Below are 20,991 nucleotides of genomic sequence, written 5' to 3' on the forward strand. Positions count from 1 at the left end.
ACTCCTTTCCAGTCTCCCACGCGCCGGGGGGCATATGGCGCGTGGGAGTGGCTGACTCAGGCTTGCGCCGGAGCCGTGTCGGGTGATGGATGTTCGTCTTCCGAGCGCGTTTCGCGCCCGTGGACGAGGCGATAGAGCGCGGGCAGGACAAGGAGCGTCAGCAGCGTCGAGGAGATGATGCCGCCGATCACCACTGTTGCGAGCGGCCTTTGAACCTCCGCGCCCGCGCCGACGTTGAACGCCATCGGCACGAAGCCGAGGCTTGCCACCAGCGCCGTCATCAGCACTGGTCGCAGCCTTGTAAGCGCGCCTTCGCGGATCGAGTCCTCAAGACCGCTGCCGTTGGCGCGGAGTTGGCGGATGAAGCTCAGCATCACCACGCCGTTCAGCACCGCCACGCCCGACAATGCGATGAACCCGACGCCTGCCGAGATCGACAGCGGCATTCCCCGAATCAATAGCGCCGCCACACCGCCGGTTAGCGCCAGCGGTACCCCCGAAAAGACGATGGCGGAGTCCCTGGCGGATCGGAACAGCCCGTAGAGGAGCCCGAAGATCAGCAGCAGCGCGGCGGGCACGACCAAGCGCAGCCGTTCGGCCGCCGAGATCAATTGCTCGAACGTGCCGCCATAGCTCACCCAATAGCCGGACGGGACTTCAACCTCCGCATCGACCTTCTGCCGCAGCTCCTCGATGAAGGAACCGAGATCGCGGCCTCGGACATTGGAGGTCACGACCACGCGCCGCTTGCCGTCCTCGCGGCTGATCTGGTTCGGGCCGATCACCACCTCGACCTTGGCCACATCGGCAAGCGGCACAAACCCGCGCGGATCGGCGCCATCGCCTGGCAGCGGAATCCGCAACCTGCCGATCTCGTCGGCCTTGCTCCTGATGTCCTCGGGCAATCGCACGATCACCGGAAAGCGACGATCGCCCTCGAATATCCGGCCGGCTTCCCGGCCGCCGATCGAGACGGCCACCACATCCTGAATGTCGCCGATGTTGAGACCAAGCCGCGCCAGCGCCGGCCGGTCGGGCGTGATCTGGAGGACAGGCAGGCCCGTCACCTGTTCGACGCTCACATCCTGAGCGCCCTCGATCCCACTCACCACGCCTTCAATCGACCGCCCGACCTCCAGAAGCCGGTCGAGATCATCTCCGAACACTTTGATCGCCACATCGGCCCGGACGCCCGACAGCAGTTCGTTGAACCGCATCTGGATGGGTTGAGTGAACTCATAATTATTGCCGGGGATGGCAGCGGCCGCTTCCTGCATCTCGCGGACCAGCTCCGCGCGGGGTTTGCGTGGGTCCGGCCATTCACTGCGATCCTTGAGCATGATGAAGGTGTCGGCGACCGAAGGTGGCATCGGGTCGGTGGCGACCTCTGCGGTGCCGATCTTGGCGACGATCCGCTCGACCTCGGGGAACCGCTTCAATCGCGCTTCGAGCGTTGTCTGCATCTGGATCGCCTGGCTGAGGCTGGTGCCTGGGATGCGCAGTGCGTGAAGCGCGATGTCGCCCTCATCGAGATTGGGAACGAACTCCGATCCCATGCGCGTCGCGGCAAAGCCTGCGATGGCGACCAGCGCCACCGCACCCGCGATGAATGCAACCCGCAGCCGCAAGGCGGTATCGAGCGCGGGCGCATAGAGTTTGCGCGCCCAGCCCATGAGGCGGCTTTCCTTCTCCTCGACCTTGCCGGTGACGAACAGCGCCACCGCTGCCGGCACGAAGCTCAATGACAGGATCAGCGCGAAGGTGAGCGCCATGACGACGGTGATCGCCATCGGGTGGAACATCTTCCCTTCGACGCCAGTGAGCGCGAAGATCGGCACATAGACCAACGCGATGATGAGCATCCCGAACAGGGACGGCCGAATGACCTCGGACGTGGCCGACGCCGCTAGACTGAAGCGTTCCTGACGTTCGAGAAGACGCCCTAACCGGTGCTGCGCCTCGCCGAATCGGCGCAGGCAGTTCTCGACGATGATGACCGCCCCATCGACGATGAGGCCAAAGTCGAGCGCGCCCAGGCTCATGAGGTTGCCCGAGACGCCTGCACGAAGCATCCCGGTGATCGTCATCAGCATGGTGATCGGGATGACCGCCGCCGTGATGAGCGCCGCGCGGATATTGCCCAGCAGCAGGAACAGCACGACTATGACGAGCAGCGCGCCTTCGAGCAAGTTCTTCTCGACAGTCCAGACCGCCCGTTCGACAAGATCGGTGCGGTCATAGATCGCCACGGCCTTCACACCCGCCGGGAGTGCCTTGGCCGCTTCCTCAAGCCGCGCAGCTGCCGCGCGCGCGACGATCCGGCTGTTCTCGCCGGCCAGCATGAACACGGTGCCCAGCACCACTTCCTGCCCGTTTTCAGTCGCAGCGCCGGTCCGCAACTCCTCGCCCATCCCGACGTCGGCCACATCGGCGATGCGGATCGGCACGCCGCCGCGATTGGTGACAATGATCGACTTGAGATCGTCGATGCCCGAAGCCTGACCCGGCACGCGGACCAGATATTGCTCGCCATAGCGCTCGACATAGCCTGCGCCGACATTGGCATTGTTGCGACCGAGTGCCTCGACCACATCATTTAGCGTCAGGCCATAGGCCGAGAGCCGGTCGGGCAGCGGCGTCACATGATATTGCCGTTCATAGCCGCCGATACTGTTGACCTCGGTGACACCTGGCGTGTTGCGGAGTTGCGGCCGGATCACCCAATCCTGAAGCGTGCGCAAATCCTCTGGCGTATAACGGCTGCCATCTGCCTTGCGGGCGTTCGGCGCCGCCTCCAGCGTGTACATGAAGATTTCGCCCAGCCCGGTCGCGATCGGCCCCATTTCCGGGATGACGCCTTCGGGAAGCTGGTCACGCGCGGTCTGGAGCCGCTCGTTGATGAGCTGGCGCGCGAAATAGATGTTGGTGCCATCCTCGAACACCGCAGTTACCTGGGAAAGTCCGTAGCGTGACACCGAGCGGGTATATTGGAGACCCGGCAGGCCGGCGATCGCCGTCTCGACCGGAAAGGTTACGCGCTGCTCTGCTTCGAGCGGCGAGAAGCCGGCCGCCTCGCTGTTGATCTGAACCTGGACATTGGTGATGTCGGGCGTGGCGTCGATCGGCAGCCGCTGGAAGGCCCAGACGCCGATTCCGCACAGTAGCACGACGATGGCGAGCACCGCCCAGCGGAAGCGGATCGCATTGGAGATGAGGCGTTCGAGAAGCTCGGAACGCACAGGCGTTTCGTTCTCAATGGTCATGGCTGGCCCCCGACTTGTCGATGTCAGCGCGGATAAGGAAAGCGCCGTCGGTTACATATTCGGTGCCCGGCTCAAGGCCGCCCAGCACCTCAGTCCATTCGGGCGTGCGCCGCCCGACCTCCAGCATTCGCACTTCATAGGTGTCGCCGACCTTGGCATAGACCACCTCGAAATCGCGGAAGCGCTGGATAGCCTTCGTCCGAACCGCAAGGGGTACTTGCGCCTCGGCAACGGCAAACGATCCCTCGACTCCCATTCCAGGCCGGAAGCCGCGACTGAGGGACGCCGGCACTTCGACATGCGCCATAACCGTCTGGCTCGCCACGTCCGCCGTTGGCAGCACCGCTTCCACCCTGCTCTGAAAGCTGTTGTCGCCAGCGAGGTTGCGCACACGCACGCTTTGCCCGACGCGGACGCGTTCCGCATCGCGCGGATACACGAAGAACTCGGCATGAAGTTTGGTGGGATCGGCGATCACAAATACTGCGCGGTCGCCGGTGGTATCGCCGACATTCGCGTTTTTTTCGACGATGACGCCGCTGATCGGAGCGGACACCGTGTAGGTTTGCAGCGAATGACTGGATTCAACCCGGAACAGGGTTTGTCCGCGTTGGATCGGCTGTCCCAACTGGCCCGACATCGACACTATTTGTCCGGGCAGGCGCGCTCGCACCTCGGCCCGGCCTTCCGGTGTGGTTTCGATCCTGCCGGCCATGTCGATCAGCTCGGCAACGGTCGCCGGCCCCGCACGTTCAGAGCGAACACCGCCAGCCTGAGCGGCTTGCGCCGATATGGTGGTTCGGCCCTCATAGGAAGCATAGGACCAGTTGTGGGTTCGCCCGCCTTCGGCAGCGCGCACCTTCACATCGAAGGAGTGCGGTTCGGTGACGACGCCATTGCCGCGCAGGAAATCTTCCTGCGGCCGGAAAGCGAAACGGTCCACCTTGCCGCCAAGACGCTCCTGCTCGATCGTGAGGTGGACTTCGTCGGGAGCAAGCGGCTTGCCGTCCCGATAGGGATAGATTCGATACTCCGGCTCGACACCATCTTCGAAGATGGTGATCTCCACCGCGAAATCGCCATCGCGCAGCATTCGCCCGCGATGCGGCCCGCGCTCATAGTCCGCGTCGGCTGCTTGTGCCGTTTCGGCTTCCGTCGTTTCGTTGGTCGTGGGCGAGCCGCCGCATCCGGCGAGCAGCACGCAAGCGAGCAAGGTGCCCGCCGAGAGAAGGGATCGTGTCATCAGCGAATCTCCGCGCTGGCAAGGAGAGGGGTATGGCGGCCGGTCAGCCGGTCGAGCCGGGCGCCCGCCAGATGGAATTGGCGCAGCAACTCGACGCGACGGGATCGCGCGTCGGTCACTGCTTGTTGAGCCTGGCTCACTTCGAGGAAGGTGAAGGCGGTGCCGCCACGCGCGAAACCGTCTCGGACCAGCACCACCGCGCGCTCGGCGCTGGGCAGAACCTCCCGGTCAATACGAGAGACCTCGGTTAAGATTGCGGCGCGTTGGGCTTCGAGTCGGCTGATCTCGCGTTCGACCTGCACCCGCATCACCGCGATTTCGGCTTCGGCTGCTTGTGCGTCGGCCTGAGCACGAGCGACATTGCCGCGATTTGCTGCGCGGCTGCCGAGCGGAATCGAAGCGCCGACTATAATCGCCACATCATTCCCTTGCCCGAAGTGCCGCAGCCCCACGCGTCCGGTTGGATCACCGACATTGCCCGTTTCGGCGAGGCGCAACCGCGCGCCCGCTGCTTCCCGCTCCGCCGAGAGGGCCGCCAGATCAGGGCTGCTTTCAGCTTGAACTGTGGTTGGATCAAGGATGCCGAAGGAAGCCGTTTGGAGGCTGTAATCGGCGGTTCCGCCCCAATAGGAGGCGAGCGCGGCCCGAGCGATGCGGGCGGTCTCGCGGGCCTGATCCAGAGCGATCTCGGCTTGCGCCACGGCTGTTCTTGCCCGCTCTGCAGCGAACAACGGATCAAGTGCACGCCCGACCCGCCGGCCGACCTCTGCCTCGATGCGCTGCGCTTCGGCAAGACGTTGCTCTGCGATCGGGATTGTAGCCTGGGCGGCCAGCGCTTCGACCCATGCAGCCTGCACCTGCGCCAGCAGGTCCAGCATTCGCAGGCGATTGCGCTCGGTGGCGACCCCAAGCTGTGACCGGGCTGCACCTACACGCGCCTCTCGCTTGCCACCGCGTTCCCAGGTCCGCTCATACCAAGCGGTGGTCTGTGATCGCTCGATTGGCGAGTAAGGGCCGGTTCCCGCGAAGTCCTCGACATCGATACCGACGACATCGCGCGGCCGCACATCGGCTTGGTTGATTCCAGCCTCAGCCGCTTGGAGCCGAGCAGCATTCGCCGCCACGACGGGATCGCCGCTGGCAACCCTGAATAGAGCGTCTGATAAACTCAGGTCTTGCGCCGTTCCGATGGACGGAGCGGACAGAGCGGCGAGCGCCGCGCCTATCGCAAGCGCGCGCCGCACGCGCGCCGACGGGCGCGCAACAAATATAGAAAACATGACAAATCGGCCTCACGAGCAGGCGTGGCGAAAGCCGCGCCTCAAGTGACGCGGCGGTTCAGATGCGGATCGCGACGCCCTTTGGAGGTCGTTCAGGCCCGTGGCTTAGGAAGCCGGGCATACGGTCATCGACGGTCGGGCGCCAAGGTGAGGCCCCCGAAAACAACCAAGATGCTTGGTGCGACACAGGAGTAAACAGCCCTGAGCCGCCATCGACGTGATGATGATGCCCGGTTCCCGGCTGACCGTCGGGAGCATCGTCGATATCATCGGGGTTTGATGCTTGTGTGTCGTGGTGGTGGTCGTCGACCTCGAAGGCGATCTTGCTGAATGCAAGGTGGTCATGCTCGCTGGCTGCACTCGATTGATGCTGAATGCGATCGACCACATTTGCCATGCTGGCGCTGGCAAAGACGAGCATCAGCGCTACGCACAGCGCAGAGCAAAGTTTAGAAGCCAGATGTCCAGTCAATTTAGCCACGATGAACGAGCATAACCGGCCGGCAAGATAAGGCAAGGCTGCATGATTGCCGCCACGCAGGGCTTTCCCCAACCAAGCAGTCATTCGCCCAATTTCCGGACTTTGCCGCTTGCCGCGAGCTTAGCAAGCCGTCTCGGAAGATCCGAGGCGATCCGGGGCCGCTGATGCGGCTGCGCCCTTTTCCGACCCCGGATTTCCCCGGTGGTTCGACCGCAGCCCCGGCACCAGCCTGTGCGGCCGTCAAAACTGCACCTCCCAATGCAGGGCGAGTTCATATCGACTGCACCTCAATGGTGAGATGGCGAAGTTCGTGAACTGGCTTGAGCCGCTTTTGAACCGCAGCGCGATCCACCGTGTCGTCGGCTACCACGCTAACAATGCCGGCGCGGGCATCGGGGCCGACGCGCCAGACGTGCAGGTCGGCAATTCGTGCATCGCCGGGTGTTTCAACCAACGCTCGGATTTCCTCGGCGATATGCTCGTCAGTGCGGTCAAGCAGCACCCACGCGGTCTCAAGCATCAGCGACCATGACCAGCGCGCGATCACGAGGGCGCCGACAATCCCCATGACCGGATCGAGCCACACCCAGCCCAAAAAGCGTCCCGAAAGGAGCGCGATGATCGCCAGCACCGAGGTCAGCGCGTCGGCGAGGACGTGGACATAGGCGGCGCGAAGATTGTTGTCCTGGCTGCGCATCCCCGCCACCGGATGTTCACGGTGATCGTCATGCGCGTGATCGTGGTGCCCGTGGCCATGAGAATGGCCATGCCCGTGACCGTGGGAATGGTCTCCCGCGAGCAGGAAGGCGCTGACTACATTCACCGCGAGGCCGATGACAGCCACGATCGCCGCTTCGGTGAACGCCACTGTAATTGGCTGAAACAGCCGGACAACCGATTCGACGCCGATGCCAATCGCAATGACTGCTAGGACCAATGCCGAGGCGAACCCTGCTAAATCGCCGACTTTACCCGTCCCGAAGCTGAACCGGCGATCGGAGGCATGTCGTTTAGCATAGGAATAGGCGATGGCCGCGACGCTCAGTGCTCCGGCGTGCGTCGCCATATGAAAGCCGTCCGCAAGGAGCGCCATCGAGCCGGTCAGATAGCCGGTGATAATTTCCCCGACCATCATCGTCGCCGTGAGCGCTACCACCCAAAGTGTGCGGCGCGCATTTGCGTCGTGAGACGCTCCAAGAAAGATGTGATCGTGGGCGAAACGGGTTGCTTGAGAGGCGACAGTCATTAACGAACCTACTTCGAGTAACGGCGAATAACGGTTTTCAATTCCTCCGCCGCGTGAAGACGGTCGGCATCGTTCAGCCCCGGCTTTGCAACATGCTGATCGAGGTGCTCCACAATGATCTCGTCGAGAAGTCCATTCACCGCGCCGCGCACGGCCGCGACGAGGTGAAGAACCTCGCCGCACGAAGCGCTACGCTCCAGCCCGCGCTCGACCGCGCCGACCTGCCCCGCGATGCGCCGGACCCTCGCAATCAACTCGGAGCTATTTGCCTGCGTGTGAGCCATAGCCTATCCCCCTATCCTATAGTCGCTTCGAGTGCAAGCGAGCTGCCAAGTTCGGGGAAGGTCACCAGTGCGGGCTCACCGGCAAAGCGCGAACGGCGTTTAGCGGAGGCAATGGCTTGCTCGTTTCGGCGTTCGGCGGCGCTAGGGTAGTGGGAACGGCGAGAGGTATTCGTTATGTTTATCCGGTGCGGGGCGCCAAATACCGCCGCTTGCCGCCATTTCATCTCAGCCACCGCCCAGAGTACCCTGACGTAGTGCAGGCGGCGGCACATTGCGGGCATCTGAGCGGCGTTGATAAACTAGCCAACCTCACCTCCGCCCGTCGCCGTGGAACACGAGCCGCCCGCCGGGGCTGGTGGTGTCGATCGCCCGGGTGAGCCCCCGAAGACCGCTCTCGCGCTTGGCGAAATCTTCGTCCGTCTCAACGAACTGTCGGACGGAGCGCGCCAGCCGGTCGAGCTTCCACAACGCCAGCTTCTCGCCGGCACGGAGATAGTCAAGGGCGCCTTTCAACTCCGGGCTGTCGCGTTGCGCTCCCGACGGCGTCTCCATGAACACCCACCCGCACCCGGCTTCCCGGAGCGCGTCTCGTTGGGGGGGCAGGGACTGATCCCTGGTGGACACGCGCACATAGCCGACGAGCAAAGGCCTTCTCCTGAACCTTGCCAGAACCTAGCCGGATTTCGGAGACTGAACCGAGGGACTGTTTTCGGAGGCTGAAGGGCCATTTCCAGAGCCTTCCGCCGCCATCGGTGCGGCTCTCCCGCGAACGAGCGTTCGCGGGAGACGGGAGATAGGACATTATCACATGCTAGACAGGGGGGAAATCGTGGCTGGACCCTTCATGTCATCTTGCGGAGGTACACGTTGCCATTGAAGGCTGGCTGGCGCCATTCATCCGCTCTGGAAACGATGGATTGAGAAGCCGGCGTGCGCTCGCAACAGCCCAGACAAGCGCACCTGGCAAACCCTGCGGTATATCTGAGCTGCCCAAAGCCGGCTCAGCGTACGTTCGCGTAAGAAGCAGCAACAGCGCGCGCTCGTCCGCGCTGAGCATTGGATTACAACAGCATTCGGCAACCAATGCCCGGCCAAGGCATCCTTCAGTGAGTTGAAAAACGCTGGCCAGGGCGACCACCGCAGGAGCCGGAATCCCGAACTCGCCCCCTAGTCTGGTGAGCGGCGGCAGGGGTTGCTCACCGAGTTGCCGGCACGCCGCGTAGCGGCGCAGCAGCCGCACCACGATCCGCTCGGCGTCCCCTGCATTGGGGTCTATGCGCACCATCACCGTCATCGCCCATATTTCATCAGAGTCGCTATTGCGATGCATTCGTATCTAGCATAGGGCGCGTCAATGATTGAGAACGATTCGCAAAGGGGGTGAAATGAGGAAAAGTAGATTATGCGGTGCGCTAGGCCTTGGAATGATGGCCGTGCCCGCAGCGGCTCAGGATCAGCCAGCCATCCCGGCTACGGACGCCCGCCAAACAATCATCGTCACCGGCGTCCGGGACGGCTACCAAGTCGACGCGACCAGCACCGCCACCCGCACACCGACCAGTCTCAAGGACGTTCCGCAGGCGGCGTCGATCATCACCGAGGCGCAGATTGACGACCAGGCGATGCGCTCGATCGCCGACGTGCTTCGCTATGTCCCCGGCGCGGTGATCTCTCAGGGCGAGGGCCACCGCGATCAGATCATCCTGCGCGGCAATAACAGCACCGCGGACTTCTTCGTCGACGGCCTGCGTGACGATGTGCAATATTACCGCGGCCTCTACAATGCAGAGCGGATCGAGGTCCTGAAAGGCCCCAACGCGATGATCTTCGGGCGCGGCGGTGGGGGTGGGATCGTCAACCGCGTCACCAAGCGCCCCGTTGCCAACGCCTTCATCAGCGGCAGCGGCTCGGCGGACACATATGGCGCATGGTATGTCGACACCGACATCAACCAGCCGATCGGCGAATCCGCCTCCGCTCGGCTGAACGCCGTTTACGAGGAGTTCAACAGCAACCGCGATTTCTACGACGGACGCCGGATTGCGATCAATCCGACCTTTGCCCTATCCCTCGGTGGCACCACCCGGATCGACCTGGGGTTCGAATATAACAATGACAAGCGCACGATCGATCGAGGCGTCCCCTCGGCTGCGCAGGGCTCTCTGACGAGCCCGTCACGCCCCCTCACCGGCTTCCGCGACACCTTCTTCGGTGTTCCGGGTTTCAACGTCAGCGATTTCGAGGCCAAGGTCCTGAGCGGGCGCATCGAGCATCGGTTCAGCGACAACCTGACCCTGACCAGTCGGGTCCTGTACGGCGACTATGACAAGCTCTATCGGAACGCCTTTGCGGTGACCCCGGTCACGCCGCGCGTCGGCATCCAAAGCGTCGGCATCGAAGCCTATAGCGATCCCACGACGCGCAAGAACTTCTTCAACCAGAACGACCTTGTCTGGACCGTCACCACCGGCCCCGTCCGCCACGTGCTGCTCGCCGGCTTTGAAGTTGGTGATCAGCGCACGCGCAACCAGCGGATCAACGGCTTTTTCGGAAGCGGCGATATCGTCAATGGAGGGCGGCGTGTCTTTGTGGGGTTGGCCGACCGGATCACGGTGCCGCCGGTGACGCTGCGCACCACCGCCAATACCGGCTACCGGTCGATCCGGACAAATGCCGACGCCACTGCCTTCTATGTGCAGGACCAGATTTCGATCGGCGAACATGTCGATGTCATCGGCGGCGTTCGCCGCGACCGCTTCAAGCTCAGCGTCGACGACCTGGTCGCCGGGCAGAGCTATAGCCGGACGGACACTCTCTGGTCTCCCCGTCTGGGGGTGGTGCTGAAGCCGGTGCAACCCGTCTCGATCTACGCCAGCTATAGCCGGTCCTTCCTGCCCCAGTCGGGCGATCAGTTTTCATCGCTCGACATTACAAGCGCCGCGCTGGAGCCGGAGAAGTTCGACAATTACGAACTTGGCCTCAAATGGGATATCTTTCCAACGCTGAACCTGACCGCTGCTGTCTACCGCCTCGACCGTACCAACACCCGCGCGACCGACCCCAACGACGCCACGCGGACGGTGCTTACGGGCGCGCAGCGCAGCAAAGGGCTTGAGCTCGGCCTGAGCGGCGCGATCACACCCCAATGGCAGGTCAGTGCGGGCTATGCACTGCAGGACGCGAAGATTCGCAAGACGACGAGCGCGGCCCCGGCCGGGCGCGAGGTACCGCTGGTTCCCAAACAGCAGGCTTCGCTCTGGACCCGCTACGACTTCACCCCTCGCTTCGGGGCCGGCGTCGGCGTCTACCACCAGTCGAAGAGCTTCACTTCCATCAGCAACACCGCCGTCCTGCCCGCCTTCACCCGTGTGGATGCTGCCGCATTCTTCAAGCTCACCCCCCAGATCGAGGCGCAAATCAACGTCGAGAACCTCCTCAACAGCAACTATTTCTCGTCCGCCTACAACGACAACAACATCATGCCTGGTGCGCCGACGACGGCGCGAGCTACGGTTAGAATGAGCTTTTAGACAAGGCGCCGGAGAGATGGATGTGAACACAGAGCGCGTAATCGAAGGCGCTGTGACGGGCGCGGCGGCGGGGTTGGTGGCCTCGTGGGTAATGTCCGAGTTCCACGAAGCCTGGAAAGCCGCTTCGGGCGATAGGGATGTCGGAGACGAGCCCAACACCGTCAAGGTGGCCGACGCTGTAACGGAAGCTACCGTAGGGAAACCGGTACCGGAGGGATATCGTGAGCCTGCGGGAGCAGCTGTTCATTACGGCTTTGGGGTGTTTCTCGGCGCTCTCTACGGAGCCGCGGTGGAGGTTCGCCCAGAGACCAGCGCTGGGTTCGGAACCGCCTACGGAGCGGCGGTGTCGCTGGTCGCCGACGAGATGGCGATGCCGGCGTTGGGCTTTAGTCCCCCCGCTTCGGAGGTCGCGGCTTCGACGCACCTGCGCGGCTTTGTCTCGCACCTAGTTTTCGGCGTGGCTCTCGAAGTGGCGCGGAGGCTCCTAATTGCGGGTGTCAGAGCAAAGATTGCCTAAAGCCGCACGCCCGCGACCTTCTCCGTACTCTTGCGTGTCAGACGCGTTGTCACTCTTCAGAAGTGACAACGGCGCGGTGGCCCGCGCCGTTGTGCATCCTAGTGGTTGTAACCATGCTCGTTGTACCGGCGCGCGTCGCGACGCGCATGACGTACTTCCCGGCGGTAGTCCCGACGGGCGTGCCGGTTCGAGGCGTAGCCATAGTTGCCGTAATTGGAATAACCGTTACCGTAACTGCTATGCCCTTGGCCTTGGTAAGAGCCGTAACTTCGGCCGTGACCCTGCGGTTCAACATAGCCATAGCCTTGGCTGTAGTAGCTCTGGTTCTGATACCCATGGCCGTTGGATTGGCCGGCATGGGCCGGCGGTTCGGCGAGGGCCGGTGCGGCTACGATGAGTGCCAATCCGGCGATCGCGAGCTTGAACATGTTCCTTCTCCACAACTACGCTCGTCGTACCGCGAGTGGCCGATCGGGCTGGAGAGATGTGTGCGCCGAACGTGCTGAACCGGGTTTGAATAGTCTCGGCAGCTCGCGTGAAGACGGGACGGAAGCACCTTACGCCGGGAACTCGTCTCAGCTCGGAAGTCGAAGCTTACCAGGCGCGCGGAGCCGTCCGCGGCACCCTTTTGCCCCTTTCCCCCATATCCTAAGCCGTTTCCCTCTCGCTGTCCTGCGGGCTTAAAGTCGGCTCCGCGGTCCGGCTTATGTACCTGATCCGGTGGCGGGCACCGGACGGGCTTTCCAGAGTCTTCGGGACAAACCCAGGCTGAGCACGACGGCGAATGCCGCCAGAACGCCGGGAAAGACGAACGACGCGACCCTCACCGTCAGGCCGGACTCTAGCTCCAGCTGGAGGAAAAGACGGCGGTCAGGGCATTTGAAATGTGGGGCGTCAAGGATTGCTCGGGCGCTTTTCGCAGGGTAAGTGCCGTCCCCTCAACGAGCCACCAGGCTCGACTCGGTGACGCGCTCATCCGTGCCCGCGCAATTTCATCGAAATAGCAAACTATCGATTGGCTGAAGATTTTGTCACCGCGACAATCAACCGAAGCATGATTGGCAGGCTTCCGCCACAGCATGTAGCTTTTCTCGTCAGCTTCGTGTCGGGTGTCCTGCTGCTCGTTGGGAGCTATGGCTTCGCCACAGCAACACTCGGGGGCTTCGTTGCCGCCGCGACTTTGTTCATCGCCTTCACCACGGTGTTGATGCGGCAAGACTCCGCCGAGCGCCTGCAAATACACGCCGTGCGATATGACGCGTCCCGACCGCTGCTGCTGTTTATCGCAGCGCTAGTGTTCAGCGTCGTCATCCTCGCTCTCGTCATCGAACTCGCTCGCAACACGCCGCACAGTGATAGCCAAATTCTCCTTGCCATTACGGCTCTTCTGCTTGCCTGGATATTCGGCAATCTCACCCTACCGACGCACTACGCGCATCTCTACTACCAAAGCGCAGGGGAGAAACGGCGTGGCGGTCTCGACTTTCCAGGTGCGGACGACCCCGACTTTTGGGATTTCTGCTATTTTTCATTCGTTGTTGGGATGACGTTCCAGGTGTCAGACGTCGTGGTCAACGACCAGGGGCTGCGCAGGCTGGTCATGCTGCACGGGCTCATTGCCTTCGTCTTCAACATCGGCGCAGTCGCGCTGACCGTCAACGTCGTCGGCAGCATTAACTGAACGATCGTCCAGTGCGCAACTGGCATGTTTCCGGTCTCAACGTAATGACGCGTGATTTTGTGCTACGTCGAGTAGCCGAGCTTTTTAGGATAAGGCCAAATACATTGGGAGTGGCACCTCACGCGCAATCTTCGCGTCCCGAGCGGGCGCGGCATGTCGAACAGCGCCTGCTAGCCTATCATCGCGCCGTCGCCCCAGCCCGTTCACCGGCCTCAGGCCGGCCTTGGGGTGGGTTGAGATCAAGGCGTGGCCGCCCGATTGGGCCGCCCTCATCGTTCTGAACGGGGGTTCTGCGACGGCGAGGCCGCGGAACCGCATCGATTGCCGGTCTGCGTGTCATCCGACCGGTTTTGACCTCCCATAAAACAGGGAATTCGAACAGCGGGACGCGTGTGCCCGGCCTGTCTAGCGAGCTGCGAGCGATTGGACGCAATGGAAGAGTGCGCAGCCGCGTCCGGGGGGTGTGTGACATTCGCTCGCTTCGGACTCGAGGGGTGTTCACCGGCCGTGCGTAATGGATGTGAGGACGGCGGAGGAATGAACATGGACATGAATTTAGACAGCGCGTTGCGCCGCCTTGCCGAGCAACCGCTTCATCCACGGCTTGCTGAACTGGAAGGCGATGTCATGCGGTTGATCGCGGCGGAGCGGCGCGCGGGCGGCGGAGTTACGCTGCGATCCGGCATGCTGGCAGCGCTAGGCGCAGTCGCCTTGGGAGTGGTGGGCGGCGGATTGTCGTCCGCAGCGACGACTGCGCAGGTGCCGACGCTAACACCCTTCGGGCCTGCCATGCCGCTAGCGCCTTCGACCTTACTCGCGTTCCAGTGACGAGCGGCGCCCGGAGGACGATGCTGATCGCCATCGTCGCGTTCGTGGCGGCGGTCGCAGGCGTGTGGGCTGGACGTGAGTTATTCCCCTCCCCGCCAAGCCCGGGCGTTGAGCTTCACAGCTTGCTCCACGACGGGCTCGAGCTGGACGAAGCTCAACAGACCAAGCTCCAGATGCTGGAGTCTCACTTCACCGTTCGAAGGCGTGCCTTGGAGCTGGAACTCAGAGCCGACAACGCCCGGCTCGCCGCCGCCATCGAGGCCGAACACGGTAACGGGCCGCAGGTCGCGGCCGCCGTCGATCGTTCGCACGGCGCGATGGGTGAGCTCCAGAAGGAGACGTTGAACCATATGTTCGCGATGCGGCAGATCCTGCGGCCCGACCAGGCGAGGACGTTTGACCGCGCGGTGGTGAAGGCGCTGACCGCAGACGCGCGGTGAGCCTTGATCTCGCGGCCTGCACGGACGGCGAACTCGCCGCCTTGACGCTCGCCGGACGTCAGGCTGCGTTCGCTGAGATCATGCGGCGGCACCAAAGACCGGTCTACCGCCTGATCCGCTCGCATATCGGCGACGCCGAAGAGGCGCTTGACCTCACTCAGGAATGCTTCGTGGCCGCCTTTCAGAACTTGCGAAAGTATGACGGAGATCGGCCGCTCGCTGCGTGGCTGACCCGCGTGGCGATCAACAAGAGCCGCGACTGGCACAGGCGGCGGCGCATACGCCAGATACTATCGTTCGCCTCTTCGCTGCCGCCCGACACCATGGAGAGTGAGCGGGACGAGGCGCCGGGTGCCGACGCCATCACCTTCGATCGCGCAGAGCTTGCGCGGCTTTCGCGCGCGGTGTCCGAGCTGCCGGCCACGCTCAAGGAGACGCTTTTGCTGCGGACCGTGGAGGGCTTGTCCCAGGCGGAAACCGCCGCCGCGCTGGGGATCAGCGGAAAGGCCGTGGAGACGCGGCTCCGGCGTGCGCGTGAAAGATTATCGAAAATTCTCGACTTCGCGTGAGGGGATGAGCCTATTTGCGCGTAATGAAAGGTAAGGTCGGCGGCCCTCCCCCGGGTCGCCGGCCGCAAGCCATGAACTTGGAGCGAAGGAACGGCATGAGCCGCAAACTGAACCGGCGCGACGTAATGCGCGGAACCGCCGCGCTCGGCGGCACCTTGGCCATGTCGGCCTACTTGCCAGCTTGGGCGCAACCTGTGTCGCGCGGTATCGCCAAACCCCTGCCGACCGTGTCGGGCACAAACATCGCGCTGACCATCGACCGAATGAAGCTGGTCATGGACGGGATCACCACGCCCGCGATCGGGGTAAACGGCACGGTCCCGGCACCACTCGTCCGCCTCAAAGAGGGCCAGAAGGTCCGCCTTGCGGTGACCAACAACCTCGACGAAGATAGCTCGATCCACTGGCACGGGCTCATTCTGCCGTTCCAAATGGACGGCGTACCCGGGATCAGCTTCCCCGGCATCAAGGCGCGTTCGACCTTTGTGTACGAGTTCCCGATCTTGCAGTCCGGCACCTACTGGTATCACAGCCACTCGGGCGAGCAGGAGCAGGCAGGGCTCTACGGACCCATCGTGATTGATCCGGCGGGTGCCGACCCGGTCGCGTTCGACCGCGAGCATGTGATCGTGCTGTCCGATCATAGCGAAATGACGGGCGAGGAAATTTTCCGCAAGCTCAAGCAGATGGGCGGCGCCTATTTCAACTATCAGCGCCCGACGCTGAGCGGGCTGCTCGCCGGCCGCGAGATGCGCCTCAAGGATCGGATGGAATGGGGCAAGATGCGCATGGACCCGGCCGATATTGCGGATGTTACGGGGTCGACCTACACCTTCCTCGTCAATGGCTTTGGCCCTTACGACAACTGGACGGGCCTCTTCCGACCGGGCGAGCGGGTTCGGCTGCGCATCGTCAATGCTGCGGCGCAAACCAACTTCAACGTGCGCATCCCTGACTTGCCGATGACGGTGGTGCAGGCCGACGGCCAGAACGTCCGGCCGGTAACCGTGGACGAATTCCAGATCGGCGTCGCGGAAACCTTCGACGTGATCGTGACGCCCGAGGACCGCGCCTACAGCTTCGTTTCCGAGGCGATCGACCGATCCGGCATGGGGCGCGCGACACTGGCCCCGCGCGAGGGCATGATCGCCCCGGTCCCGCCGCTCCGCCCGCGCACGTTGCTGACCATGACCGACATGGGCATGGACATGAGCGGGATGGAGGGGATGTCCGGTATGGCGGACGAGAACCCGGTCGCAAAGCGCGGGCCGGATCCCACGTTGATGCAGAATGCCTCGCGCAACCTGTGGAAGCTCACCGGGTGGAAAGAGCCCACCGATCACGGAACGAAGGCGGTAGGCGCTGCGATGGCCGGCATGGCTGGGATGGGGGGCGACCAGATGAGCGGCGCTATGCCAGGGATGGACCATAGCCAAATGGCGGCGGGCGCTGCCGGGATGGCGGGCATGGACCATGGTCAGATGAGCAGCGGCGGCATGGCCGGGATGGATCATGGGTCAGGCGGCAGCATGGACATGAACATGCGCAACCCCAAGAACGCGCCCGGCGTCAAGATGGGGCCGGGAGTGCAGACCATCTCGCCGATGCCGAAGGACCGCACGGGCGAGCCGCCGCAGGGGCTGGAGGACGCGGATCATCGCGTGCTCACTTATCGCGATCTTGTCGCGCTCGACCGCAACCCGGACGTTCGCGCCCCGTCGCGTCAGTTGGAGATCCACCTGACGGGCAATATGGAGCGCTACATGTGGGGCTTTGACGGCCAGAAGATGAGCGACCCTGCCGACCCCATCCCGTTCCGCAAGGACGAGCGCGCGCGCGTCACCCTGGTCAATGACACGATGATGCCGCACCCGATCCATTTGCACGGCCACTTCTTCGAGCTGGTAACCGGACATGGCGACTTCGCGCCTCGCAAGCACACGGTGAATGTGGCGCCCGGCGGTAAGATGACGTTCGACGTAACGGCCGACGCGGCTGGCGACTGGGCGTTCCACTGCCACAATCTCTATCACATGACCGCGGGGATGATGCGTGTCGTGACCGTTCGCCCGATGGGCGAGGAGAATCGCGATGCAGCTTAAGTTCCTCCTGATGGCTGGCGGCGCCGCGCTTGGCCTCGCAACGCCCGCGGCCGCGCAGATGGACCATTCAAACATGCCCGGCATGAAGATGCCGCCGCCAAAGACGCAAGCGGTGAAAAAGCCTGTCGCCAAGAAGCCCGCGGCGACCAAGCCCGCCGCGCGCAAGGAATCTGGGAGGCCTGCTGCTAGGTCTACCCCGCGCGCAAAGGCGGGATCGGCGGCCAAGCCCGCCGCAAGTCGGTCCGCCAAACCTCCGGTCGGCGAACCCGTCGTTGCCGATCCTCACGCCGGTCATGACATGTCCGCCATGCCGGGTATGAATATGCCTGAAGCCAAACCTGATTCCAGTTCGGGGCACGACATGTCCGCGATGCCAGGTGCGTCCGGCGGCACCAACCCCGCCGAGCCAGGTGCTATGCAGGGCATGGATCATGGATCGATGCAGGGAATGGGCCAGAGTTCGGGCGCGATGCAAGGCATGTCGGGACACGACATGGGAAGCATGCCCTCAGCCACGGGCGCGGCGATGGTCGGCACCAACCTGCCGGCCGGCACCGCTCCGCCGCCGCCCATCCCGACGGATCGGGCCGCGGACCAGGTCTACTCTGCCGCCGCCATGGCGCATTCGCAGCAGCATCTGCGGTCGATGCACGGCGGGCAGAATTTCTCGCAGGTCATATTCAATCTGGCTGAAGTCCAGATCCGGGATGGTCGCGATGCTTATCGGTGGGATGGCGGCGCCTGGTACGGTGGCGACATTAATCGCCTGGTTCTTAAAACCGAAGGCGAAGGGAACTTTGGGAGAAGCTTGGAAAGGGCGGAGCTGCAGGCGCTCTACGCACGGGCGATCGGACCCTACACCGACTTTCAGGCGGGGATCCGGTACGACTTCAAGCCTAATCCCTCGCGTGTCTACGCGACAGTCGGGTTTGAGAGCCTGGCCCCGGGTTTCTTCGACGTCGAGGGCGCACTCTTCTTGTCTAACAAGGGCGACGTGCTGGGCCGCGTTGAAGGGTATTACGATCAGCGCATCACCCAGCGGCTGATCCTCCAGCCTCGTGTCGAAGCTGAGTTTGCGGCGCAGGACGTTCCGGCAGACCGGATCGGCTCGGGCTTGTCGGATATCGAGCTTGGCTTGCGGCTGCGCTACGAGGTGAAGCGCGAGTTCGCCCCTTATATCGGTGTTTCGTATGAGCGCAGAGTGGGCCGCTCCGCTCGTTTTGCACGCGAGGATGGCGAGGATGCGGTATCGACGAGCCTGGTTCTAGGCGTGAGGACATGGTTTTGAAGATGGTCCGTTCTTTGCCGGAGACATGATCACCCCCATCGAATCGCACGGAGCGGGTTCTTGGCACGCATTGTAAGGAGAAAAGTGATGTTAAGGCTTACTAAATGGGCGGCTGCGGCCAGTTTGCTGATGGCGGTGCCCGCGATTGCTCAGCAAGGCGGCATGCAGGGCATGGACCACTCGAAAATGCAAGGCATGAACCACGACAACATGCCTGGCATGAACACGCCTTTCATGCCCGCCGAAATGGCGATGCATGAAAAGATGATGAAGGCCAAGGGCGCTAATGCGAGCGAGACGTGGGTCCGCAAGATGATCGAGCATCACCGCGGTGCGATCGCCATGTCGCAGATCGTTCTCCGCCAGGCGCCAGATGCGAAGACCCGGCAAATGGCTCAGAAATCGATTGCCGAGCAGAACAACAGCATCGGTGAGCTCCAGGCGATGCTTCGATCGATGGGCAAGCGTCCTCAGTAATAAGCCTCGTTCCTCCCGCCCCCAGCGAGGAGACGGGAGGAACGACCAAGGAGATTTTTCCATGAAGTCAGCGTTGCGATTTGCGCTTACTGCCGCAGCCTTGTTGGTTCCGGTTGCCGCCAGCGCGGCTACCCCGATCGTTATGCACCGCGACCCCGGCTGCGGCTGTTGCGCCAAGTGGGCGGCGCAGGTGCAGCAGCAGCTCGGCCGTCAGGTGCGCGTCGTCGATGATTCTAACCGCCCGGCGCTGCAGAAGCGCGCGGGCGTTCCCGCGGACCTCTCGTCCTGCCACACCGCGATCGCCGATGGCATGGCTTTCGAGGGCCACGTGCCGATCGCCGACATGAAGCGGGCTCTCGCGACCCGGCCCAAGGGCGTGCGGGGCCTCGCGGTCGGCGGTATGCCGCTCGGCTCGCCTGGAATGGAAGTGCCGGGCGTCAAGGCGCAGGCCTATGACGTGGTCGCCTTCGGCACCGGCGGACGCCGCTTGTTCGCCCGCCACGGCAGCTGATCGGCCGATGTTTTTTGGCGGAGTGGCATGACGCGGTCGCCGCAGCCAGCGTAGCTGTGGCGTCCAGTCCGTCTTGAAGAGCAGACGGAAAGTTTCACAAAGGAAGCTGGGCAGGTGAGGGAAGAAGGCGCGGCGTGCGTAAACTGGATTGAAACAACACGGTTCAAGGGGTTGGGTGATGGGCGGTAAACGAGGCGGGGCTTTCGCTCTACTCCTTGCGGTTGCAATCTCGGTAAGCACGTCGGCATCGGCGCACGAAGATCACGATGCGCTCGGGGCCGGTCCCGGGCCGGCCGCTAGCAGCGCAGCCGAGACGCAGAAAGCAGATGGGGCGGACGCTGGCGACGGCCACATGGGCATGGGCTCTATGTCGACCGTGGACATGAACATGGGCGGCCGCGACATCGCCGGCGACGACATGGACATGGGCGGCATGCACGAGGAGACCGCCAACAAGAACAAGACTTTCGGCGAACGGCTTGTGAGCTGGCTGGGGCGGGTGCATACCATGGTCATTCATTTTCCCATCGCCCTGTTCATCGGTGCGTTCGGGGTGGAGCTGTTCGGGTTGTGGCGCCGCAACCGGGATTATCAGCATGTCGCACACATAATGCTGGTCGTCGGCGCGCTGGGAGCGATCGTGGCGGCGTTCCTGGGCTGGTTCGCAGGCGGGTTCTACCTGACCGACCGCAACCCTATCCTGATGACGCATCGCTGGCTCGGGACATCGATCGCGGTCTTCGGCGTCGCGCTGGCTTGGATGGCAGCGCGCCACCGCAAGGGTCCCGAGCGGTCGCGGTCGTTGTACTGGGCGGTGCTTGGCCTGATGACACTCGCGATCTCAATCCAGGGGTTCCTCGGCGGAACCTTCATGCACGGCGGAATAAACCACTTGGCGTTCTGAGGGGCCCCGACGCTTAGTAGCCGGTCGCGTGTTGGCGCGCTGCGAAGGAGAATGCGACAAAATGCGGCAGCGCCGACCTTCGTGCCGTAGGCCTTTTCAAGCATAGCGTCGGATGCCGCCGGCGAGCCCGGCCCCGCTAGGGCGTGTCGAGCAACCCCCGACGCTGGTAATAGCACACTGTCTCGATGCACTCCCGCGCAAGCCTCGGGATCGTGGTGCGGGATCATCGAACGGAGGAAGGCCGTGTCGCCGATCGTCGTGTGGATACGAATAAGCGCGAAGCAGCCGAAGAAGATGACAAGCGAGCCGGCGATCAGCGCTTTGTTGGCGGCTTTCGCTCGGTGCAC

The 20,991-nt window shown here is 63.3% G+C and carries 21 protein-coding genes and 1 pseudogene; 11 read left to right on the plus strand and 11 right to left on the minus strand.

Going from position 1 to position 20,991, the window contains the following annotated elements; translation table 11 throughout:
- Positions 1-56: 56 nt before the first annotated feature.
- The 9 genes from IQ35_RS14475 to IQ35_RS14515 all read right to left on the minus strand — a co-directional run bounded on the left by IQ35_RS14475 (position 57) and on the right by IQ35_RS14515 (position 9,127).
- Positions 57-3,263 carry an efflux RND transporter permease subunit gene (locus tag IQ35_RS14475; RefSeq protein WP_145074355.1) on the minus strand — a complete coding sequence of 1,069 codons (3,207 nt, stop codon included), beginning with the start codon at positions 3,261-3,263 and terminating at the stop codon, positions 57-59.
- Positions 3,253-4,506 carry an efflux RND transporter periplasmic adaptor subunit gene (locus tag IQ35_RS14480; RefSeq protein ID WP_145074358.1) on the minus strand — a complete coding sequence of 418 codons (1,254 nt, stop codon included), beginning with the start codon at positions 4,504-4,506 and terminating at the stop codon, positions 3,253-3,255. The genes IQ35_RS14475 and IQ35_RS14480 overlap by 11 nt, the downstream gene beginning before the upstream one ends.
- The gene (locus tag IQ35_RS14485; RefSeq protein WP_145074361.1) at positions 4,506-5,786 is read right to left on the minus strand and encodes a TolC family protein; all 1,281 of its coding nucleotides are present in this window, start codon (positions 5,784-5,786) and stop codon (positions 4,506-4,508) included. The genes IQ35_RS14480 and IQ35_RS14485 overlap by 1 nt, the downstream gene beginning before the upstream one ends.
- A gap of 58 nt (positions 5,787-5,844) precedes the next feature.
- Entirely contained in the window at positions 5,845-6,351 is a 507-nt protein-coding gene (locus IQ35_RS14490; RefSeq protein ID WP_145074363.1) for a hypothetical protein, read from the minus strand.
- A complete protein-coding gene (locus IQ35_RS14495; protein ID WP_145074366.1) occupies positions 6,348-6,542 on the minus strand; it encodes a DUF1289 domain-containing protein in 195 nt (64 codons plus the stop codon). Before IQ35_RS14495 ends, IQ35_RS14490 begins: the two co-directional genes overlap by 4 nt.
- On the minus strand, positions 6,539-7,513 hold the full coding sequence (gene dmeF / locus IQ35_RS14500; protein WP_145074369.1) for a CDF family Co(II)/Ni(II) efflux transporter DmeF: 975 nt from the start codon (positions 7,511-7,513) through the stop codon (positions 6,539-6,541). Before dmeF ends, IQ35_RS14495 begins: the two co-directional genes overlap by 4 nt.
- 8 nt (positions 7,514-7,521) lie before the next feature.
- Positions 7,522-7,797 carry a metal/formaldehyde-sensitive transcriptional repressor gene (locus IQ35_RS14505; RefSeq protein ID WP_145074373.1) on the minus strand — a complete coding sequence of 92 codons (276 nt, stop codon included), beginning with the start codon at positions 7,795-7,797 and terminating at the stop codon, positions 7,522-7,524.
- 309 nt (positions 7,798-8,106) lie between these two features.
- On the minus strand, positions 8,107-8,442 hold the full coding sequence (locus IQ35_RS14510; protein WP_199739963.1) for a recombinase family protein: 336 nt from the start codon (positions 8,440-8,442) through the stop codon (positions 8,107-8,109).
- Between the two features lie 202 nt (positions 8,443-8,644).
- A complete protein-coding gene (locus IQ35_RS14515) occupies positions 8,645-9,127 on the minus strand; it encodes a hypothetical protein (RefSeq protein WP_145074376.1) in 483 nt (160 codons plus the stop codon).
- 97 nt (positions 9,128-9,224) lie between these two features.
- Here IQ35_RS14515 and IQ35_RS14520 point away from each other — a divergent pair, with 97 nt between their 5' ends.
- Positions 9,225-11,327 (plus strand): TonB-dependent receptor, encoded by a 2,103-nt coding sequence (locus IQ35_RS14520; protein ID WP_235600765.1) that lies wholly within the window; start codon positions 9,225-9,227, stop codon positions 11,325-11,327.
- A 16-nt stretch (positions 11,328-11,343) separates the two neighbouring features.
- Complete coding sequence (locus IQ35_RS14525) at positions 11,344-11,844, plus strand: DUF1440 domain-containing protein (protein ID WP_066551370.1); 501 nt, start codon at positions 11,344-11,346, stop codon at positions 11,842-11,844.
- Between the two features lie 98 nt (positions 11,845-11,942).
- On the opposite strand, the gene IQ35_RS14530 is transcribed toward IQ35_RS14525, so the two are convergent.
- A complete protein-coding gene (locus IQ35_RS14530) occupies positions 11,943-12,272 on the minus strand; it encodes a hypothetical protein (RefSeq protein ID WP_125458964.1) in 330 nt (109 codons plus the stop codon).
- Positions 12,273-12,859: 587 nt separating this feature from the next.
- Between IQ35_RS14530 and IQ35_RS14535 the strand changes: the two genes are divergently transcribed.
- The 9 genes from IQ35_RS14535 (at position 12,860) to IQ35_RS14575 (ending at position 20,644) form a co-directional block, all read left to right on the plus strand.
- Positions 12,860-13,525, plus strand: coding sequence for a DUF1345 domain-containing protein (locus IQ35_RS14535; protein ID WP_145074379.1), 666 nt, complete (start codon positions 12,860-12,862; stop codon positions 13,523-13,525).
- Positions 13,526-14,068: 543 nt separating this feature from the next.
- Positions 14,069-14,353, plus strand: coding sequence for a hypothetical protein (locus IQ35_RS14540; RefSeq protein ID WP_030541564.1), 285 nt, complete (start codon positions 14,069-14,071; stop codon positions 14,351-14,353).
- A 20-nt stretch (positions 14,354-14,373) separates the two neighbouring features.
- On the plus strand, positions 14,374-14,793 hold the full coding sequence (locus IQ35_RS14545) for a periplasmic heavy metal sensor (protein ID WP_030541565.1): 420 nt from the start codon (positions 14,374-14,376) through the stop codon (positions 14,791-14,793).
- A complete protein-coding gene (locus IQ35_RS14550; RefSeq protein WP_004212943.1) occupies positions 14,790-15,362 on the plus strand; it encodes an RNA polymerase sigma factor in 573 nt (190 codons plus the stop codon). The genes IQ35_RS14545 and IQ35_RS14550 overlap by 4 nt, the downstream gene beginning before the upstream one ends.
- Before the next feature lie 95 nt (positions 15,363-15,457).
- A complete protein-coding gene (locus tag IQ35_RS14555; protein WP_145074382.1) occupies positions 15,458-17,464 on the plus strand; it encodes a copper resistance system multicopper oxidase in 2,007 nt (668 codons plus the stop codon).
- A complete protein-coding gene (locus tag IQ35_RS14560; protein WP_145074385.1) occupies positions 17,454-18,752 on the plus strand; it encodes a copper resistance protein B in 1,299 nt (432 codons plus the stop codon). Before IQ35_RS14555 ends, IQ35_RS14560 begins: the two co-directional genes overlap by 11 nt.
- Before the next feature lie 87 nt (positions 18,753-18,839).
- Positions 18,840-19,229, plus strand: a complete 390-nt coding sequence (locus IQ35_RS14565) for a DUF305 domain-containing protein (RefSeq protein WP_184204962.1) — start codon at positions 18,840-18,842, stop codon at positions 19,227-19,229.
- A gap of 61 nt (positions 19,230-19,290) precedes the next feature.
- On the plus strand, positions 19,291-19,740 hold the full coding sequence (locus IQ35_RS14570; RefSeq protein ID WP_004212951.1) for a DUF411 domain-containing protein: 450 nt from the start codon (positions 19,291-19,293) through the stop codon (positions 19,738-19,740).
- Between the two features lie 367 nt (positions 19,741-20,107).
- Positions 20,108-20,644 carry a DUF2231 domain-containing protein gene (locus tag IQ35_RS14575; RefSeq protein WP_030541569.1) on the plus strand — a complete coding sequence of 179 codons (537 nt, stop codon included), beginning with the start codon at positions 20,108-20,110 and terminating at the stop codon, positions 20,642-20,644.
- Between the two features lie 212 nt (positions 20,645-20,856).
- Here IQ35_RS14575 and IQ35_RS21565 read toward each other — a convergent pair.
- Positions 20,857-20,982, minus strand: a pseudogene (locus tag IQ35_RS21565) (DUF305 domain-containing protein); the annotation flags it as partial.
- Positions 20,983-20,991 lie beyond the last annotated feature (9 nt).

The sequence above is a fragment of the Sphingobium wenxiniae genome (genome assembly GCF_007830065.1).
In the GTDB taxonomy this organism is placed as follows: domain Bacteria; phylum Pseudomonadota; class Alphaproteobacteria; order Sphingomonadales; family Sphingomonadaceae; genus Sphingobium; species Sphingobium wenxiniae.

Excerpts from the sequence above, each read along its gene's own strand:
- IQ35_RS14475 (WP_145074355.1), bottom strand. The coding sequence starts at position 3,263 with ATGACCATTGAGAACGAAACGCCTGTGCGTTCCGAGCTTCTCGAACGC.
- IQ35_RS14480 (WP_145074358.1), bottom strand. The coding sequence starts at position 4,506 with ATGACACGATCCCTTCTCTCGGCGGGCACCTTGCTCGCTTGCGTGCTG.
- IQ35_RS14485 (WP_145074361.1), bottom strand. The coding sequence starts at position 5,786 with ATGTTTTCTATATTTGTTGCGCGCCCGTCGGCGCGCGTGCGGCGCGCG.
- IQ35_RS14490 (WP_145074363.1), bottom strand. The coding sequence starts at position 6,351 with ATGACTGCTTGGTTGGGGAAAGCCCTGCGTGGCGGCAATCATGCAGCC.
- IQ35_RS14495 (WP_145074366.1), bottom strand. The coding sequence starts at position 6,542 with ATGAACTCGCCCTGCATTGGGAGGTGCAGTTTTGACGGCCGCACAGGC.
- dmeF (WP_145074369.1), bottom strand. The coding sequence starts at position 7,513 with ATGACTGTCGCCTCTCAAGCAACCCGTTTCGCCCACGATCACATCTTT.
- IQ35_RS14505 (WP_145074373.1), bottom strand. The coding sequence starts at position 7,797 with ATGGCTCACACGCAGGCAAATAGCTCCGAGTTGATTGCGAGGGTCCGG.
- IQ35_RS14515 (WP_145074376.1), bottom strand. The coding sequence starts at position 9,127 with ATGCATCGCAATAGCGACTCTGATGAAATATGGGCGATGACGGTGATG.
- IQ35_RS14520 (WP_235600765.1), top strand. The coding sequence starts at position 9,225 with ATGGCCGTGCCCGCAGCGGCTCAGGATCAGCCAGCCATCCCGGCTACG.
- IQ35_RS14525 (WP_066551370.1), top strand. The coding sequence starts at position 11,344 with ATGGATGTGAACACAGAGCGCGTAATCGAAGGCGCTGTGACGGGCGCG.
- IQ35_RS14530 (WP_125458964.1), bottom strand. The coding sequence starts at position 12,272 with ATGTTCAAGCTCGCGATCGCCGGATTGGCACTCATCGTAGCCGCACCG.
- IQ35_RS14540 (WP_030541564.1), top strand. The coding sequence starts at position 14,069 with ATGGACATGAATTTAGACAGCGCGTTGCGCCGCCTTGCCGAGCAACCG.
- IQ35_RS14545 (WP_030541565.1), top strand. The coding sequence starts at position 14,374 with ATGCTGATCGCCATCGTCGCGTTCGTGGCGGCGGTCGCAGGCGTGTGG.
- IQ35_RS14555 (WP_145074382.1), top strand. The coding sequence starts at position 15,458 with ATGAGCCGCAAACTGAACCGGCGCGACGTAATGCGCGGAACCGCCGCG.
- IQ35_RS14560 (WP_145074385.1), top strand. The coding sequence starts at position 17,454 with ATGCAGCTTAAGTTCCTCCTGATGGCTGGCGGCGCCGCGCTTGGCCTC.
- IQ35_RS14565 (WP_184204962.1), top strand. The coding sequence starts at position 18,840 with ATGTTAAGGCTTACTAAATGGGCGGCTGCGGCCAGTTTGCTGATGGCG.
- IQ35_RS14570 (WP_004212951.1), top strand. The coding sequence starts at position 19,291 with ATGAAGTCAGCGTTGCGATTTGCGCTTACTGCCGCAGCCTTGTTGGTT.
- IQ35_RS14575 (WP_030541569.1), top strand. The coding sequence starts at position 20,108 with ATGTCGACCGTGGACATGAACATGGGCGGCCGCGACATCGCCGGCGAC.